Here is an 18716-nt window from a genome sequence, read left to right as displayed (position 1 = left end):
GAGGCTGTCATATGAAACGTTTAACTTATCGAAAGGCTGCGGTGCAGTGGGCGGAGGCGCTGCCGCTCGGCAACGGAAGAATAGGAGCCATGCATTATGGCGGCGTCGAGCGAGAGCTGTTCCAGTTGAACGAGGATACTTTATGGTCCGGTCCCCCGAATCGGGACCGGTCTTATGATGACAAAGAGTCGCTGCGTAAGGTGAGGCAGCTCATCGACGAGCAGAAATATGGCGAGGCAACCGACGAAACGAAAAACATGTTCGGCCCCTATGCGCAAGGATATATGCCTCTCGGCGATTTGATGATTCATCACTTTCAAGGAAATGACTGCCGGCGTTACGAGCGGATGTTAAACATCGAGGAAGCGATCTCATCGATTGTATACCATTGGTCAGGTCCAACGGCGTGGTGATGCGGGATCGGGGTGGAGCCTCGGATGGAAGGTCTGTCTGTGGGCGCGTTTGAAAGACGGGGAGCGGTGCAAGGAGCTTCTTCGCTGGTTTTTTAATGTCGTAAGAGAGCGTTCGGGAGTATTCGGTTCAAACGGAGGCGTTTTTCCGAATCTGCTGGGAGCCCATCCTCCATTTCAAATCGACGGCAATTTCGGCTATTCGGCAGGCATAGCGGAGATGCTCGTTCAATCCCACAAAGGCTATGTCGAATTATTGCCTGCCCTTCCTTCAGCATGGCAGAGCGGGACGCTATCCGGCATACGCGTTCGTGGTGGCTTCGAAATATCGCTTTCCTGGGAGCGTCAGCAAGCAAGTAGACTGGATGTCTCATGTATCATCGACAACATGTTTATTTTGAGGTCCGAAAAAGCGGTTGTTGTTCGTGAGGCAGGAAAAGAAGACCTGTTGGTCGAGCCGGTTGAAGGATATCTTACTTTTGAAGTTAGAAAAAAGTATTCGGTTTCTTTACTATTTCAGTTGAACTTTTCGAAATCTTTATAAATTCGTTGATATTGTACACTTTTCGTTGGTTTGATAACTAGAACTATCTCCCCCTCCTTTAATACAATTTGTAGGAGGGCTGCTTGCCGAAAAGCAGTTTTGAAATGGAGATTTCCGATACGCTTTGACACATAAAGGAGATAGATGAAAATGACTCAATTAACCGCTATATTGATCGGCGCAGGCGCCAGAGGCGCTCAAAGTTACGCACCTTATGCACTTGATTATCCGCATGAACTGAAATTTGTCGCCGTTGCCGAAGCCAGTGAAAGCCGAAGAAATAAATTCGCAGAGCAACATCATATACCGTCTGATTGTTGCTTTGAATCTTGGGAGCAGCTGTTGGATCGACCGCAAATGGCCGATATCGCAGTCATTTGCACACAGGACCAGATGCATTACAAACCGACTATACAGGCATTGGCGAAAAAATATCATGTTTTGCTGGAGAAGCCGATGTCGCCATCTCCGATGGAGTGTATCGAAATGGAGCTAGTGGCAAAGGAAAACGAACGTCTGTTAACGATTTGCCATGTGCTTCGCTATACGCCTTTCTGGTCTGCAATAAAACGAGTTATTTCCGATGGCAAAATAGGACAAGTTGTGTCGATCCAATTAAACGAAAATGTAGGGTATTGGCATATCGCCCATAGCTTTGTTCGAGGCAATTGGAACAACTCGGAGACGTCGAGTCCGATGATATTGGCCAAATCGTGCCACGATATGGACGTTTTATCCTGGCTGATGGATCAGCCGTGCATGCGCGTCAGCTCATACGGTTCACTGATGCATTTCCGTTCGGAGAATGCGCCCGAGGGAGCTGCCGACTATTGTCTCAGTGGATGCGCTGTCGAGTCTAAATGCACATATTCCGCTCCCCGGTTTTATCTCGGGGAAGGCAAGGGCTGGGCGCGCCACTTCGTCGATGAGCTGACCAAAGAAAATATCGTCAAGGGTCTTCAAGAGACAAACTACGGGCGCTGTGTTTATAAAAGCGATAATAACGTGGTCGATCATCAAGTGGTCAATATGGAATTTGCGAACGGCGCTACCGCCATGTTCAGCATGTGCGGCTTTACAAGGCACCAGGAGCGGAGAATTCAAATCATGGGAACGGGTGGCGAAATCCGAGCTGAGGACAGTAAAATCGTGGTGCGCGATTTCTTGACCCATGAGGAAACCGTCATTGAAATTCCGGAGCAAGCAAGCGGTCACGGCGGAGGGGACAGCGGCATTGTACGGAGTTTCTTAAGCGAGATCCGAAACTTTGCAGGCGGAGAAAGCCTTACCTCGGCCTCCGCTTCCGTAAGAAGCCATATGATGGCCTTTGCTGCCGAGCATTCGAGACTTCATAATGGCAAGTCGGTAGAGCTGGACGAATTTTATAAAAGCATCATGAACACAGAGGTCTATGAGCAATGAGAAGAAATATTACAGAAACTGCAAATGGATGGCTTGCTGACAATGGAAACGGCACCTATACAAATCCAATTATGTGGGGAGACTATCCGGATAATGATGTGATAAGAGTTGGCGATACGTACTATATGTCTTCAACGAGTATGCATTTATTTCCAAGTACTCCTATTATGAGCTCTAAGGACTTGGTGAATTGGGAATATGAAAGTTATGCTGTCGATCGGATGGAAGGTGATCAATACGACCTTATCAATGGCGAAGTTTATGATGAGGGTACATGGGCAACGAGTTTAAGGTATCATAACGGAAAATTTTATCTTATGTTTAATATCAATAAAGATGCTGCCTATGTAAGTATTGCAGATCAAGCTAAGGGACCTTGGACACTCTATAAACTTGAAGACGAGCTTTATGATCCGGGTTTATTTTTTGACGATGATGGTAAAGTTTATGTTGTGCATGGACAAGGAGAACTCTATTTAAGCGAGTTAGAGATCGTAGATGAAGAGACAGGCCGATTATCGATCCGATCCAAGAGAGAACCTGGCGCCACAAAAAACGGCAAGAAGATTTACTCTTATCCATGTCCCGGTCATCGTTACCATGGGTATAATGAGGGTTCTCATGTATATAAAATCAATGGCTTTTACTATATTTTAACGACGCCGATTTGGAAGCATGGCTCCAAAAAAGAAGTTGCCATTCGAACCAAGGATTTAGCCCATGGACCTTATGAAGCCCAGGATATTATGGCAAGCTTTATGAATTTCTGGGGCAATGGCATTCATCAAGGAGGGATTGTCGATGTTCCTCAAGAGGATGGTTCATTAGAATGGTGGGCGATCATTTTCCAAGATCGGTCGAAGCTTGGCAGGGTGCCTACTTTGCAGCCGGTAACATGGAAGAACGGTTGGCCGTACATGGGGGAGGTCGACGGAGAAAAAGCTGTCGTTACGTATAGAAAGCCTAACATCCCGAATTTAGGACATGTTGAACCGAAGGCACTTCCAACTTCGGATGATTTTAATGCGACTGTGTTAGGGCTACAGTGGCAATGGAATCACAATCCAGATAACAGCAAATGGAGTCTTGAAGAAAGACCAGGATTTATGAGACTTAAAACATCAAGCGTAACAGACAACTTGACCTATGCAAGAAATACGCTTACACAGCGGGTTGTTGGTCCGGATTGTGCAGGGACTGTGAAGTTAGATGTGAGTCATATGGCCGATGGCGATACGGCAGGTCTATGTATCATGCAAAGAGAATTTACCTTTATCGGGATAAAAAATGAAGCGGGTCATAAATCCATTGTCATTAATGATAATAAGACCGAACATGTATCTGTTGATGTATCTTCAGATATTCAAAACGTATGGTTCAGAGCCGAGATTCCACGACATGAATATCGAATGGAGTTTTCCTATAGTGTAGACGGCATCCTTTTTACACGTCTTGGCGGAAGATACGAGATGCGCTATGGAACCTATGTTGGAATGAGATTTGGCATTTTCAACTATGCATCAATGAAGCTTGGCGGGTATGTAGATGCAGATTCCTTTGAACTGACAACGACAGAAAATCAAGGCAATCTGTTTGGAATAAATAAGAGAATCGATGCTGCGCGCTACGATGATCAAAAGTTTGTTTCAGATAAGGAGCTCCAAATAAACCCAAAAACCGAATGGATATATGCTGATCCAAACCGTGAATACGATCTATGCATATCGAATCTAAAAGACGGAGATTGGCTGCAATATGATCAAGTCGATTTTGGCGGCGGCGATGCTGCCTGGTTTCATGCAAGAGTAGCAAGTTCATTCACCGGGGGTACGATTGAGGTAAGAATCGATCACATGGGCGGCGATTTGATAAGCACACTTTCTATTCCAAATACAGGCGATATAAATCAGTATGTAAATGTGAAGAGTGACCTTGCAAAAAAAGTGACTGGAAAGCAAAAGTTATTTCTTGTGTTTCATGGCGCGAGTCAAAATATGTGCAAACTGAACTGGTTCATGTTCGGTTCTGGAGAATTTCCTCAAATACCGCCTATTCCGGAAAAATTGACGGTTGTGCGTAATAACAAATCCATTGTCAATATGAAGTGGGACGATTCGCCTGGAGCACTGCAATACGACATTATGTTTGATGACAAAGTCATAAGCAATGTGACTAGCGAATTCACGCAAACAGGTCTGGAACCGCACTCTAGCCATACTGTAAAAGTAAGAGCTGGCAATTTTGCAGGCTATAGTGAATGGAGCAATGAAGTTAAAGTGTTATAGATGATCTTTTTCACAGGGGGAGCAGTTGCCACGGCAGCTGCTCCATTTTAGCTAGCTACCCCTGAAAAAATCGGGGATGTTTCATTATAATATTGATATAAAAACTTTAAGCAAATGAGGTTTCTATCCTATGAAGAAAATGAATGGGACAGATGAAAGAAACATATTGAACTTTAACAATGATTGGGGATTTTATCGAGGCGATCTGGAAGGCGCAGAAGCAGTTGCCTTCAACGATAGCGCTTTTGCCCAGATTACACTTCCGCATACCATGAGACTTGAAAAAAAACATGCAAATGGAGGGGACTCTGTTTATCAAGGGATCGGCTGGTACAGACGTTATTTCACGGTTGATGAGCAGTACAGAGGAAAAACGATCAATATTGATTTTGATGGTGTCATGACGGATAGTGAAGTTTACTTGAACGGAGAGAAGATTTACACTCGCAATGGCGGATATGTAGGTTTTTCAACAGATATAACAAGTAAGGTGAAGTATGGCGAGAGCAATGTTTTGGCGGTAAAGGTATACAGCTATGACAGTCCCGATACGCCGCCGGGAAAACCTCTTGCGAATCTTGACTTCCATTACTTTGGCGGCGTATATCGGAATGTAAAAATGAGAATGACGAACCATTTGCACATTTCCGATGCCTTACAGACCGATCAAACAGCTAGCGGCGGTATATTTGCAACCTACCCTGACGTAACAAATTTAAGAGCAACGGTTCATGTGAAAACTCATGTTGTGAATAAAAATAATGTTTCCGTACAAGCCAAAGTAATCAGCAAGCTCGTGAATAAGGACGGAACTATTGCTGCACAAGGCGAAACCGATTCAATAAGATTAGAAGCAAGTGGAGATCACCAATTCAATCAAAACTTAACTGTAATAAATCCCAATTTGTGGAGTCCTGATACTCCGTACTTATATTCTCTGGTAAGCGAGGTTTATAACGCAACCGATTTAGTCGATTCAATCACGACCAAAGTAGGCATCCGAACTATACAGTACAAACCGGATGGTCTATATCTCAATGGACAGAGGATATTCGTACGTGGAGCAAATCGCCATCAAGCCTTTCAAAATGTCGGGGATGCTGCTCCTGGCTCCATGCAATATCGTGATGCATTGCAAATGAAAGAAAATGGATTCAATGCGGTACGCGCTACTCATTATCCGAATGATCCTTCATTTCTGGATGCAACCGATGAAATTGGTTTGTTGGTCATTGAGTGTCAGCCTGGATGGCAAAACTTTACAAAAAGCGCTAAATTTTATGATCTAACATTTAGGGATATACGCGAAATGATAAGACGCGATCGAAACAGGCCTTCAGTCGTCTTATGGGAAACATCGTTGAATGAAACGAGGTATTCGGCGGAATGGGCGCAAGAAGCCGTTCAAATTGCTCATTTGGAATATCCGGGCAACCAGATGTATACAGCGGCAGACTACGGGCTTCAAGGTTCATTTTATGACGTTAATTACAAGGTAGTTGATACGGGATGGAATGCGGATCCAAGTAAATGGACGGATTTTGATCCGAATAAACCGTTCTTTACTCGTGAATGGGGAGATTTTGAGGAGCCGAGCAAAGCTTTGAGACAACAAGGCGAAGCTGCGATGAACACGCAAATTGTTACCCGTCAGAGATACCTGAATGGAGATGGTTATTCCGACTGGGGCGGGCTTGATGCCAATCATCGAATAGGCGGTTATTTCCTGTGGAGTTGGAATGACTATGCCCGAGGGTCAACGACTCAGACATTAGGCAGCGGAACGGTAGATATAGACAGATATGAAAAATACAATTACTACTGGTTTCAGTCCATGCAGTCTGCGAAAGATCCTGTATATGGGCCGGTGGTATTTATTGCAAGCACTTTTTCACCTGCATCCAGCCTTGCTGTAAATGTATTCAGCAATTGTGATGCTGTTAAACTATATCAAAACAATGAATTGGTGAAAGAAATTACAAGAGAAGAGGCTTCAAGCGCTGTTCCTCATATCGTAAGAAAAGGCGGCAGCCCGATATTTACTTTTGAATTGAGCCGGTTTGATTCGGGAGAACTGAGAGCAGAGGCTATTCTGGATGGAAAAGTTGTAAAAACCCACACTGTGAAGACACCTGGCCAGACCAAGCGGATAGAAATTGAAATACGTCTTAGAGGTATAGAACCTGTAGCTAATGGTTACGATTTAATTCCTGTATATTTCAAGGTTGTTGATGAAAACGGAACCATAGTGCCAACTAATCATCGTACCATCAAAATCTCTGTAACGGGTGAAGGGCAGCTTGTAGGTAAAGATATTCCAAGAATTGGCGTTGAAGAACAGCATGTAGAAGGAGGAATAGGCTTCGCATTTGTAAGAACTTCTAACATAAGCGGGACTATACAAATTGCGGCAACTTCAGATGGCCTGATTTCTGCGGTAGAAAGCGTAAGTACATTACCTTACCTCGGACAGTATGTGCCGGATGGAAACAGCACTCCATGGGTTGGCGGCGTTGAGAAGCTGGAATCTGACGAAGGATTGTATCGAAACATTGCCGCCGGAAAACCTGTTACTGTATCATCCGAGCAGCAAGGAAACCTTTGGTTGATGGTTGATTTAGAGGCGAGTTTTTCAATATTAGGCTTCCAGATTCAATGGGAAAAATCAAAAAATGTAAATAAGTATTACATTGAAATTTCGAAGGATGGAGTCAATTGGTCTAAGGTTATCGATCGATCAGCCCATACGTCTCCTAATGGGAGTGAAGAGACAGTTTTGGTTAACACTCGAGGCAGATATGTAAGGTTAACCATGGTAGACAGCATGACGAAGGGAGACTGGGAATCCCTAGTAGAATTTAAGGTTATACCTTTAAACGTTCAAGAGCCAGGCGATGTTATTGATAATGATGCCATTGAAAGTATAGAAGTATCATCGGAAAGTGAAGATGGGCGAGGCACGGATAAGTTGAGGGATGGAATTACAACAATAGGAACCGGCTGGCTCGCAAAATCAACGGCATTGCCGCAGTCCGTTACCGTTAAGTTCAAGAAGCCTCAAACGGTATCGGGGAGCCGTATCTTCTGGGAAAAGGATAGCAACTGGTACACCTATGATTTAGAAGTTTCAACCGATGGCGTTGTATGGCAAAAAGCGCTTATTAACCACCTTGTAGGGGGGCAACACTTCACACCGGAAGCTTTTGTTACTCCATATAAGAATATCAATTATGTTCGGATAACGATAAACAATATAACGGCCGGCGGTGGATATAGAGTAGGTATGGCTGAACTGATTTTGTATGGCCAAGAGTAATTTTTCAAAAAAGTCTGAGAAATCAGGCTTTTTATTTTTTAAACTGTCAAGCATATAATGCAACAAACTTTGTTGATAAAGTGCAGGTTTTGTTGATAGCGGCAGTATTATTCATTTTGGATAACCGCTAGAATTAGATTAGATACAGCAAGAAGGAATAATGAGGTGAGCATGATGGCAAGACGTTTTCTACAGCAATGGGATTTGCAAATTATGGTGATTCCGGCCATTCTCCTGATCGTCCTCTTTTCCTATATTCCGATGTGGGGTGTGCTGACGGCATTTCAGGACTACAGTCCGGCAAAAGGATTTCTGGGGAGCAATTGGGTCGGATTTAAACATTTCCGGTTGTTTTTCAATGCTCCTGAATTTTGGGTGATTATGCGCAATACGGTAGTGATCAGTTTGCTTAAGCTGCTTGTGGCTTTTCCCGCGCCCATCATTCTCGCTTTAATGCTGAACGAGATCAAAAATGGCGCGTTTAAGCGCATTGTTCAAACGATCAGTTATTTGCCGCATTTTATATCCTGGGTAATCGTCTCGGGATTCGTCATTTCGATGCTGTCCGTCGATAACGGGAGCTTGAACATGATGCTGCAAAAGATGGACTTGATTAAGGAACCGGTTAACTGGCTGTCGATTCCCGAATATTTCTGGACGATCTTGATTGCTTCAGGCGTATGGAAAGAGATCGGGTTCGGCGCGATCGTCTATTTAGCGGCTATTGCCGGCGTCGATCTCCACTTGTACGAGGCGGCCTCGATCGACGGCGCCGGACGGTTGAGGAAGTTATTTTCGATTACGATTCCGTCGATCTCCCCGGTTATTGTCATCTTCTTGATTTTGTCGGTGAGTCAAATTTTAAATGCAGGATTTGAAGAAATTTTACTGTTGACGAATCAGGGAACGAACGTGGTCTTGAGACCCGTATCTGAAATCATCGATACGTACGTTTATCGTGTAGGGATTGAAAACTACCGCTATTCCTATGCGACGGCCGCCGGATTTTTCAAGGGTGTCATCAGTGTCGGACTGCTCGTTATCGCCAACTGGGTAGCCAGAAGGCTGGGTAGGACCAGTTTATGGTAAGCGCGTTCAGAAAGGAGGAGACAGCTTGAAGCGCTCAACTGAGGATTATGTAATTGATATTGTGATTTATTTCAGTTTGACTATTCTCGCTTTCTTAACCTTGTATCCGTTCTGGAATTCACTTGTTATTTCATTTAACGACGGCAATGACACAGCTGCGGGAGGCATCACCTTTTGGCCGCGGGAATTTACGCTGGAAAATTACCGGTACGTTTTCAAGGATAACCGAATGATTCATGCCTTATTTGTCACCGTTGCGAGAACGGTTGTAGGCACCTTTCTATCCATCATGTTTACTTCCATGTTCGCCTATGCGATGGCCAAACGGGATTTGATCGGCAAAAAGTTTTACATGATCGTTTGCGTGATCACGATGTATTTTGGCGGAGGACTTATTCCGACCTACTTGTTGATCAAAGAGCTGCATTTGATGAATACGTTTTGGGTGCTTGTCATACCTGGTATGATCAGCGTCTGGAATATGATTATATTCCGCACGTTTTTCCAGGGGCTTCCCGATGGGCTTGAAGAATCGGCCAAGATCGATGGCTGCAATCATCTCGGGATCTTTTTCCGGATCGTCCTTCCTGTATCCGGGCCTGTCATCGCCACCTTGTCGCTGTTCACGGCAGTAGGCCATTGGAACGCCTGGTTTGACGCTTCGATTTATATTACGAATCAGAAGCTGCTTCCCATCCAGGTGCTCTTGAACCAAACGATCCGCTCGATTGTTGCCGTCGAGTCTTCTACTCAAGTAAGTGCAACGAAGCAGGAGTTTTTGCTCGGCTTGCAGAGCGTAACGCACAAATCGATCGTGATGTCCACGACGATGGTAGCGACCATCCCGATTATGCTCGTCTATCCGTTTGTGCAAAAGTACTTCGTCAAAGGTGTGCTTGTCGGTTCGCTGAAAGAATAATGCTTGTTGTTAGATGCCGGTGACGGCTTTAACATATACTAGTGATTACGAAAGGGGATAGTGTCACATGAGAAAGAAAACATGGTTCGCTGGTTCAGCAGCAGCTGCGCTAGTGCTTGGCACGCTGCTTACCGGATGCGGGAGCGACAATGGCGCTGCCAAACCGGCAGAAGGGAAAGAAACCGCTTCGCCTACGAAGGAAATGGATAAGCCGCTTTCCTTTAGCTATTACAATTTCGACGACGACTGGCAGCCCGCACCTTGGGGAGAGACGGTCACAACCAAATGGATTCAGGAAAACAAGAAAGTTTCGCTGGGCTACGTGCCTACGAACGGCAACGCCAAGCAAAAGTTTAACGCCATGTACGCCAGCGGCGATCTGCCGGACGTAATTGCACTGGGTGCGGGCCCGGAGCTGGACCGCTTGATCAGCGAAGGCCAAGTGGTCCCACTTGATCAATATCTCGACAAATACCCGAATCTGAAAAAGTCGGCCGGCGATAAAATCATCAACATCAACCGCTCGAGTGATGGCAAGCTGTATCTGATTCCAGATTGGTACGTAGGCGGCGATCATTTGAATGGCAATGGCGGCTATGCCGTCAACCGGAAAATGTATAAAGAACTCGGTTCTCCGAAACTTGACACTTTAGCGGATTTGGAAAGCTACTTGCGCACGGTCAAAGAGAAATATCCGAACGTCATCCCGCTTGAAGTCGGCAATCCTAGCGCGATTAAAATGATGTATTCGGCGTTCAAGGAAAGCAGCCCATCCTACTTTGTAAACAAAATGTTCTATTCGGAAGGCAATACGCTGAAGCCGATTACGGAAGATCCGGCCTTCAAGGATTTCATGCTCTTCGCCAGCAAGATGTTCCGCGACAAGCTGATGACGCAGGACGTCTTTACCCAAAAAACTGATCAAATGATCGAAAAGCTCAGCCAAGGCAAAGTAGCTGTCGCGATCGAATCGAATCTTTCCAGCAGGGCCCGCGTTCCGAACTCGAAGCTCAGAGCACAGGATCCTGAAAGCGGATACGAATTTATTTGGCCGGTGCATAAGGAGGGTCTAGATAAAAACAAAATTTATCCGAACTATACGGGGAGAGAAGGCGGCGGCAAAATCGTCATCACAAAGAAAGCAAAAGATCCGGAACGTATTTTCGCTTTCCTCGATTGGGCGACCAGCGATGAAGGGCAAGCCGTCCTTTGGTTCGGCCCTCCGGGATTGCTTTGGGACAAAAAAGATGAGAACGGCATTCCGGTTCCGAACGACAAATATAAAGCGATGGACAAGGCAGAGCTCGACAAATTGCACATTTCCGATAATATGATGGTTGGCAACGCTACCTGGGTTGACATGTCCAAGGTGGCCAGAGACAAACTGCTTCCTGAAGCCCAGAGGGATTTCACAACGACGCAGCAGGTGAACTTTACCTGGAAAACGTCCATGGATATTACCGCCTTTGCCAATACGGACCCGCAGGGCGATTCCGATGAAGGCATTGTCTTGCAGGCCGCGAAAGATATTTTTGACCAGGGATTCTCTAAAATGATTTATGCGAAGAACGATGACGAGGTCCTGTCGATTTTGTCCAAAACGAACGACGATATGAAAAAAGCCGGCTTTCCGAAGGTTATCGATTTTGTCCAGAAGAAATGGCAGGATAATCTAAAGAAAATTGGTGGCAAATAAATAATTTGTTCGGCTCACCTTAGGAGGGTATACTTTTAAAGTATACTCTCCATATTCAATTTATAGGGATGATAATCATGTACAACGTGTTACTGGTAGACGATGAACAATTAGACTTGGAAGTGCTGCAGCGGTTCATGCCTTGGGCGAAGCTGGACATGACGATCGTCGGGATAGCGAACAGCGGATTTGCCGCAATGAAAGTGCTGCAGGAACACAAGGTGGACGTCCTGATAACCGACATCAAGATGCCGATTATGACCGGACTTGAGCTTGCAGAACAGGCTAGAAGTTTAGCACCCGAGCTGAAAATTATTTTTATAAGCGGACACGACGAATTCCAATTTGCCCAAAAGGCGATTAAGATGAATGCCAGCTCTTATATTCTGAAGCCGGTGGACGATCGGGAACTGCTCAATACGCTGCAGCTGGTCAAAGAGCAATTAAATTACGAACGGGAACGGCAAAAGAAAGAATCGCAAATCGAGGAGACGATCCCGCTGCTGCAAAACGAAATGCTGCTTCAGTGGTTGAAGGGTGCCATCGATTTTAAGAAGCTTGACTTTCTATACGACGGGCGCCGCATTCGCCTGCAGGTCGGGCAAGGCAGCGTCGGTATTATTGAAATCGACGATCGGGCGTGGAAGCTGAAGCAGTTTTCCGACGATCAGAAATCGTACGCAATTGAACATGTTCTTCGTTTGGTCACCGATTTTATTCACATGCATCAGCTTGGGTTTTATTGCAATACGGATGATGACAAAATTGTGCTCGTCTTATCCGATGCGTATATCGATCCGGTAACATCAATGCAGTCTCTGGTCGATCATGTGCGAACGCATTCGAGCCAGACCATTACGGTCGGACTGGGCTCGCCGGTATCGGACATCCAGGACATGCCGAGCTCTTACCGGCAAGCGGGGGATGCGCTCGCCACCAAAATGTTTCTTGGCAAATGCAGAGTGATCACGCTGGAAAGTACGGAGAGGGAGATCGTCAAATCGACATCCGACCTTGAACAAATTATGGAAGTGATGCTGACGGCTACCGCAAATTACGAGCTTGTCGGCATTTACGATTGTTTAGAGCAACTGTTCAATCTGGTCCATAGATTAAAGGATAAGCTCACCGTTTATAACTTTGCTTTGTACGTGATTTCTAAAATTGATTTTTTTCTACGGTCGCTTAATGCCAATTTCTATGATTTGCTAAGCTTAGAGCTGAATAGCTTGAATGCGCTTTATGAATTTGAAACGATCGACGATATCAAAGACTGGCTGCGCCGGCGGCTGTTTGAAGTTTCCGAGCATCTGCATTTAAAAAAGAAAAATCCGAATCGGAAGCTGATCGGCGAAATCGAGCATTATGTCGCAGAGCATCTTGAGAATTCGCTGCAGCTGAGAGATGTCGCGAAGCAATTCGGTTTCTCGCCCAATTATCTGGGTTACGTGTTTAAAGAGGCAACGCATGAGTCATTTGGTGATTTCGTGACTAGGAAACGGATGGAGAGGGCGAAAGAGCTTTTGCACGATCCAAAACTAAAAATATACGAAGCGGCAAACCAGGTGGGGTACCAGAATCTGACCTTATTTAGCCGGCATTTTAAGACGACCTTCGGTCTTGCACCGATAGACTATCGCAAGCAAAGTTAGGTGTAAAAGGATGAAATGGTTTCCCCATATTACGAATTCGTTTGGATATAAACTGATGATTTCTTATTTCCTGCTGGTGATGATTCCGGTCGTTTCGATCGGCTATTATGCGTATACGACATCCGTCCAGTATGTAAAAGAGCAGACAATTCAAAATGCAACCGGAACGTTGAAGCAGGTTCGCGACAATATCCTCGAGAAGATGAAAGTGGTCGAACGTGTCGACAAACAAGTCTACCTGGATCAATCGCTCCAGCAGGCATTAATTAAAAGGGTGGAGCCTTACGACAGCTATCAAATAACCTCCAACAATGTAGTTCCGCGATTGGAGGCCGCTTTAAATTTGACATCGAACCATATCGCATTGGATTTGTTTTTGCATAACAATACGCTCCCTGAGATTTTTTTCGGTAACGCTGAACAAGACCCGTTGTCAGGAAAGAAATACGAGCTGTTTCATTTTGAGCGAATCGAAGGCCTCGATTGGACTCGCATGTTCAGTGCTTTGAAGACGGATTCGTTGTGGGAGCAAGTGGATACGGACGCCAAATTCGGCAACGTTTCGCTTCTTAGAAAAATGATGGATTTTCATACAGTCTCCCCAATAGGCTTCATGCGCATTACGGTCAAAATGGATGATCTGTTTGAAAACTTGAACTACGGCAACAGCAATACGGGTGTCCCGAGCTACTTAGCCGTAACGGACGAACGGAATACCCCTATTTATCAAAGCATTCAGAATCCTCTGCCCCATGACTGGACCACGCAGCCCGAGCGTTATTTGCAAATTCGCGAGCCGCTCGAGGGATTGAATTGGGAGGTTATGGCGCTTGTCCCGCTCCATGAGCTGGAGAAAGGGGCCAATAAGGTTAGAAACGTCACATTGCTTGTATGTTTGCTTAGCCTCGCGATCTTTTTGGTGATCGGCGCGTTCATATCCGCCTATTTCACCAAGCATATCAGAAGAATTGTTCATTCGCTTCAATCCTTTCAAGAAGGCAATTTTTCCAAACGCATCCGTTTTACCGGCACGGACGAGTTTGCCCGGATCGCGGGCGCGTTCAATGAGATGGCTGAAAATATTGAAGGACTGATTCAAGAGGTATACGTCAGCAACCTTCAGAAAAAAGAAGCGGAGCTTGAGGCGCTGCAGGCCCAGATCAAACCGCATTTTCTTTATAATACATTATCCTCGATCAGCAGGTTGGGCCGTTTGGGCGAAGCGGACAAGCTGCACAGGATGGTGAGCGGACTGGCCACATTTTACCGGTTGACCTTGAATCAAGGAAGATCGATCATCCCGATTCGAGAGGAAATCCGCCAGGTTCAATCTTATATCGATATTCAAAAGATTAAGCATGTCGATCGGTTGGATGTCAGCTATGACATTCATTTCTCCGTATTGGAGTATGACACGGTGAAGTTGATCTTGCAGCCTTTCGTTGAAAACGCGCTCGAGCATGCCATGTTAGAGGATCGTTTGCATATCCGAATTGTCGCGTATCTCGAAGAAGGAAATATTGTGTTCAAAGTGATCGATAATGGAATCGGGATGAGCCGGGAAACCGTTCAACGCATACTCGCGAATAAAGATCAACGCAGCGGTTACGGAATTCGGAACGTCAACGAGCGGATTAAGCTGCAATTCGGAGAATCGTTCGGCGTCACGCTGCACAGCGGTCTGGGGATCGGTACGACAGTTCGTATCGTCTTACCGGTATACAGAGAGGAATATCGTCAGCCATATGATACGTGAGGAAGATGGTCTCGGCCGCTGGGCGTAAAACGTTCGGCGGTCTACTCATGTTGGATTACTCATCTTGTTTTCAAATTGATATTGAGTTCTAAAGCGGTTAAGTAGAAGTTGCAGAGACCCACAACTACACTGAGCTTTAAATTTTAGCTGCCAAGGCATTCGGCAGTTCCGCAAGGGATTTTAACGTTGCTTTGTGTCTATATCGTCAAAAAATTCGATAATACGGGCGAAGATTTGGAAGATCTGATCTCCATCGGGACGATCGGATTGATCAAGGTCATAGAATCATTTTCGCCGAACAAAGGCACGAAGCTGGCGACATATGCGGCACGTTGTATCGAGAATGAGATCCTGATGCACCTGCGCTCCTTGAAGAAAACACGCAAAGATGTGTCTCTGCATGATCCCATTGGAACGGACAAAGAGGGTAATGAGATCACGCTGATCGATATCCTCGGCAGCGAAGCGGACGATGTGGTAGATGCGGTACAGCTCAAAATAGAGAAATCAAAGATATATAAAAATTTAGAGATATTGGATGACCGCGAGAAGGAAGTTGTCGTAGGCCGGTTCGGGCTCGAGCTCGGCGGCGAGGAGCGGACGCAGCGAGAGATCGCGAAGGAGCTGGGGATTTCGCGGTCGTACGTGTCGCGGATTGAGAAGCGGGCGCTGATGAAGCTGTATCATGAGTTTTATAAGGCGAAAAGGTAAGGGAATAGAATCGCAGACTTCATTTATTTGGGATCACGTGATCACGAAATGGAGGCGAAGAGAATGACCTTAATCCAAATTGAACATGTAAGTAAATTCTATTATATGGGCGGCGAAACCATTCGGGCATTAGATGATATTACGTTAGATATCTCACAAGGCGAATTTGTCGCTATTATGGGGCCGTCTGGCTCTGGTAAGTCCACACTCATGAACATTATTGGGTGTCTGGACGTTTCGGATGAGGGTTATATGTCCTCGATGGAAAGCAGATTCACTCGCTAAAGGATTCACAATTGGCCGAGATTCGTAATCGGAAGATCGGGTTCGTTTTTCAAAGCTTCAACCTGCTACCGAGATTAAGTGCGTATGAGAATGTGGATCTACCGTTGATCTATCGTGGATTGTCGAGAAAACAACGTGAGCCGCTGGTTCTACAAGCATTGGAAGCCGTGGATTTGCTTGATCGCAGGAAACACTTTCCTTCAGAACTATCTGGCGGACAACAACAACGCGTTGCGATTGCGCGCACGTTGGCTGGAGATCCACCAATCATCTTGGCGGATGAGCCAACAGGGGCATTGGATTCGAAGACCGGTGTGGAGATCATGGATATATTCAGGCGATTGAATGAGCAGGGCAGGACGATAATTGTGATTACGCATGATCGGCAGGTTGCGGAGCAGGCAAAGCGGGTTGTGCGGTTTCGGGATGGGCGGCTAATTTAAATGATGAATAATATTAGTGATAAAATCGGCCTTACGATATATATAAAATCGTAGGGTTTTTTATTTATTAATAATGGAAAATGAACTATATATATCTGAACTTTGGGGAACTTCATGATTGGTATCATTGATTACTAAAGTAAATTTTATTCATCACAGCAATGAAATATAGAGGGTATAATACAATATATGGGGACGAACACTCATGAGGGAAAATAGAGTGCTGCTGATCAAGGAAAATAAAGTTCGCTAGTGGAAAATAAAGTCCGTTAGTGAATGTTCACTTTTGTGAACATTCACTATTATTTTACGCAATGTGTTTAGGAACTCAATACCAACAATTCGATGGAGGGAGGATAAACAATAATGGACAAAATAGACTTATTTTCTGATATTTACCCGGAGGAAGACTACAGAAGTATAATTTCTCGACATCATAAGCTATCAGCAAATGAAACACTAAATAAAACTAATCATCAGCTTTTTAATAAAAACTCAGCAAAAATTGGGTTAATCCCAAATAACTTGAATTGGCTTATTTCTAAAGTTTATGATGCACGTAAAGTGCAAATAGAAAATCTACCTTATAAGAATACTTTAGTATCACTAGTCATTTCATTTTTAAATAAATCACAGATTGAAAAATTGAAAAATTATATGTTTAATGGTTATACTGTAAATCCGGTTGCGACATTATTAAGAAAATTCATTTCAAATAATATCAGGTTCTGTCTAATGTGTAATGCAGAAGACTATGATAATATCGGAGTTAATTACATTCATCGATTGCACCAGTTAAACTCACTAAGTTTATGTTATAAACATTTTGTACCACTTGTGGAGTCAGGAAATTCCATAACTAAAGTTGATATTCAAAGTCTTAAAGGAAATGATCTTTCTTTAGAATATATTAATTTTGAAAAAAATTTAATTATAGATATTATATATTTACTGAATCACCTTACAAATTCTGAATTAATTTACAATAAGTTTATTTCAATTTTTGGGATCAAAAGGGTATATCTCAAGAAAGGGAGAAATATACAAGACAGAATTAATTTTAGATTTTATTAAAGTAACTCCCAGAATTATTTTAGATAAATTCAATATAGAAATGCACTTAAGAAAAGACCAATTATTTTTATTGTTTTCAAAACCGTATCTTACAAGAAATATGTTTTTTTATATTCTACTAATGCGGTTTTTATGTAATTCATCAAAGAGCTTTTTTGAAAATAACTACGAGTATTCTACAAGAATTCCATTTGGAAATGGACCATGGGAATGTATTAATTCTGTTTGTGAATTCAAAAATAAAAAAACGATTAATAGAATTTCAAGAAAACCTAACACTCAAATAAAATTGAACAAATTTACTGCAGAGTTTCAATGTCCTGAATGTATGCTTTTATACACAAAGAACTCAATAGTGGATTGGCATCGAAATCTCCTGAAGATATAGCGCAAATATTACTTGACGAGAAAAAACATGTGAAGCAAAATCTGGGTATCTTTAAAAGAGATGCTTATCGTCAGGAACTATTATCAATACTAGAAGGGCTTGTGATTGAGGGAAAAACAAGGTATAAAATTCGTAAACTAAATAATAAAATCTATGTTTGGTTAATCGCAAATGACAGGAATTGGCTAGATGAGGTAGTACCATCAAGCCAACGTTCTAGTAGATCGATGGGCAATTAAATCGGGTATATGCAAGACATAGCAGTTTCAAATTATAGATAGCAAATCCCTCATTGGCCGTAGATGGATTATGGGGGATTTTTTTGTCTATAGGACTTGCATAGCTAATACGTGTTCAGTATATAAAAATTAATGAGAATATACGTTTGGATGTGACCTGAAAAATGCAGAATACCCAATATATCTCCATACACAACCATCTAGTTATCTTGCAATAAAGGTTTATTCAGACTTTGGGTTCTGTCTATTGTCAGAACCAGTAATAGGAAGTAGACAGAATGATTTAGAAGTGTGTTTGCCAATCCTAGAAAAGTATGTGCTCGTGAAGATTTTATTAAACTCCAAGTCTCTGAAGCACCAAAGAGCTTTTTGGATGCGGTATGTTCATCAAATATAAATCATTTTTAAGATATTCAAACAATAGGTAGAACTAATCGCTTGATGTATTGAGCTAACGAGGAACTTTAGTTGAATAGCGGCAGCTGCA

13 protein-coding genes and 2 pseudogenes are annotated in these 18716 nt (G+C 43.8%); all 15 read left to right on the top strand.

All coding sequences use genetic code 11. The features are described 5' to 3' along the window. The first annotated feature begins 11 nt into the window (after positions 1-11). The 15 genes and pseudogenes from GC098_RS31815 (at position 12) to GC098_RS31745 (ending at position 18229) form a co-directional block, all read left to right on the top strand. The gene (locus GC098_RS31815; RefSeq protein ID WP_171647771.1) at positions 12-413 is read left to right on the top strand and encodes a glycoside hydrolase family 95 protein; all 402 of its coding nucleotides are present in this window, start codon (positions 12-14) and stop codon (positions 411-413) included. Further along, entirely contained in the window at positions 379-954 is a 576-nt protein-coding gene (locus tag GC098_RS31810) for a glycosyl hydrolase family 95 catalytic domain-containing protein (RefSeq protein ID WP_171647769.1), read from the top strand. The genes GC098_RS31815 and GC098_RS31810 overlap by 35 nt, the downstream gene beginning before the upstream one ends. A 150-nt stretch (positions 955-1104) precedes the next feature. After that, the gene (locus GC098_RS31805) at positions 1105-2376 is read left to right on the top strand and encodes a Gfo/Idh/MocA family protein (protein WP_171647767.1); all 1272 of its coding nucleotides are present in this window, start codon (positions 1105-1107) and stop codon (positions 2374-2376) included. After that, positions 2373-4661: a family 43 glycosylhydrolase gene (locus GC098_RS31800; protein ID WP_171647764.1), complete on the top strand. Its 2289-nt coding sequence runs from the start codon at positions 2373-2375 to the stop codon at positions 4659-4661. The genes GC098_RS31805 and GC098_RS31800 overlap by 4 nt, the downstream gene beginning before the upstream one ends. Before the next feature lie 130 nt (positions 4662-4791). After that, entirely contained in the window at positions 4792-7977 is a 3186-nt protein-coding gene (locus tag GC098_RS31795) for a discoidin domain-containing protein (protein WP_171647762.1), read from the top strand. Positions 7978-8151: 174 nt separating this feature from the next. Continuing rightward, positions 8152-9066: an ABC transporter permease gene (locus GC098_RS31790; RefSeq protein ID WP_171647760.1), complete on the top strand. Its 915-nt coding sequence runs from the start codon at positions 8152-8154 to the stop codon at positions 9064-9066. A gap of 25 nt (positions 9067-9091) precedes the next feature. Next, positions 9092-9985, top strand: a complete 894-nt coding sequence (locus GC098_RS31785; protein WP_171647758.1) for a carbohydrate ABC transporter permease — start codon at positions 9092-9094, stop codon at positions 9983-9985. Between the two features lie 67 nt (positions 9986-10052). Then, positions 10053-11681, top strand: coding sequence for an extracellular solute-binding protein (locus tag GC098_RS31780; RefSeq protein WP_171647756.1), 1629 nt, complete (start codon positions 10053-10055; stop codon positions 11679-11681). A 77-nt stretch (positions 11682-11758) separates the two neighbouring features. After that, positions 11759-13333: a response regulator gene (locus GC098_RS31775; protein ID WP_171647754.1), complete on the top strand. Its 1575-nt coding sequence runs from the start codon at positions 11759-11761 to the stop codon at positions 13331-13333. Between the two features lie 10 nt (positions 13334-13343). Further along, entirely contained in the window at positions 13344-15089 is a 1746-nt protein-coding gene (locus tag GC098_RS31770) for a sensor histidine kinase (protein ID WP_171647752.1), read from the top strand. 189 nt (positions 15090-15278) lie between these two features. After that, positions 15279-15800: pseudogene (gene sigK / locus GC098_RS31765) on the top strand (RNA polymerase sporulation sigma factor SigK); the annotation flags it as partial. Between the two features lie 63 nt (positions 15801-15863). After that, positions 15864-16528, top strand: a pseudogene (locus GC098_RS31760) (ABC transporter ATP-binding protein). A gap of 366 nt (positions 16529-16894) precedes the next feature. Further along, positions 16895-17602: a TniQ family protein gene (locus tag GC098_RS31755; RefSeq protein ID WP_171647750.1), complete on the top strand. Its 708-nt coding sequence runs from the start codon at positions 16895-16897 to the stop codon at positions 17600-17602. Beyond that, positions 17532-17990 carry a TnsD family Tn7-like transposition protein gene (locus GC098_RS41860; protein ID WP_171647748.1) on the top strand — a complete coding sequence of 153 codons (459 nt, stop codon included), beginning with the start codon at positions 17532-17534 and terminating at the stop codon, positions 17988-17990. Before GC098_RS31755 ends, GC098_RS41860 begins: the two co-directional genes overlap by 71 nt. Continuing rightward, complete coding sequence (locus GC098_RS31745) at positions 17927-18229, top strand: TnsD family Tn7-like transposition protein (protein WP_246359090.1); 303 nt, start codon at positions 17927-17929, stop codon at positions 18227-18229. Before GC098_RS41860 ends, GC098_RS31745 begins: the two co-directional genes overlap by 64 nt. Positions 18230-18716: the final 487 nt, after the last annotated feature.

The sequence above is a fragment of the Paenibacillus phytorum genome, from assembly GCF_013141715.1.
Classification (GTDB): domain Bacteria; phylum Bacillota; class Bacilli; order Paenibacillales; family NBRC-103111; genus Paenibacillus_E; species Paenibacillus_E phytorum.
This window is presented reverse-complemented; position numbering and strand designations above follow the sequence as displayed.

What these genes read in the sequence shown, in the direction of transcription:
- GC098_RS31815 (WP_171647771.1), top strand. Translation starts at nt 12, where the DNA reads ATGAAACGTTTAACTTATCGAAAGGCTGCGGTGCAGTGGGCGGAGGCG.
- GC098_RS31805 (WP_171647767.1), top strand. Translation starts at nt 1,105, where the DNA reads ATGACTCAATTAACCGCTATATTGATCGGCGCAGGCGCCAGAGGCGCT.
- GC098_RS31800 (WP_171647764.1), top strand. Translation starts at nt 2,373, where the DNA reads ATGAGAAGAAATATTACAGAAACTGCAAATGGATGGCTTGCTGACAAT.
- GC098_RS31795 (WP_171647762.1), top strand. Translation starts at nt 4,792, where the DNA reads ATGAAGAAAATGAATGGGACAGATGAAAGAAACATATTGAACTTTAAC.
- GC098_RS31790 (WP_171647760.1), top strand. Translation starts at nt 8,152, where the DNA reads ATGGCAAGACGTTTTCTACAGCAATGGGATTTGCAAATTATGGTGATT.
- GC098_RS31780 (WP_171647756.1), top strand. Translation starts at nt 10,053, where the DNA reads ATGAGAAAGAAAACATGGTTCGCTGGTTCAGCAGCAGCTGCGCTAGTG.
- GC098_RS31775 (WP_171647754.1), top strand. Translation starts at nt 11,759, where the DNA reads ATGTACAACGTGTTACTGGTAGACGATGAACAATTAGACTTGGAAGTG.
- GC098_RS31770 (WP_171647752.1), top strand. Translation starts at nt 13,344, where the DNA reads ATGAAATGGTTTCCCCATATTACGAATTCGTTTGGATATAAACTGATG.
- GC098_RS31755 (WP_171647750.1), top strand. Translation starts at nt 16,895, where the DNA reads ATGGACAAAATAGACTTATTTTCTGATATTTACCCGGAGGAAGACTAC.
- GC098_RS31745 (WP_246359090.1), top strand. Translation starts at nt 17,927, where the DNA reads ATGTATGCTTTTATACACAAAGAACTCAATAGTGGATTGGCATCGAAA.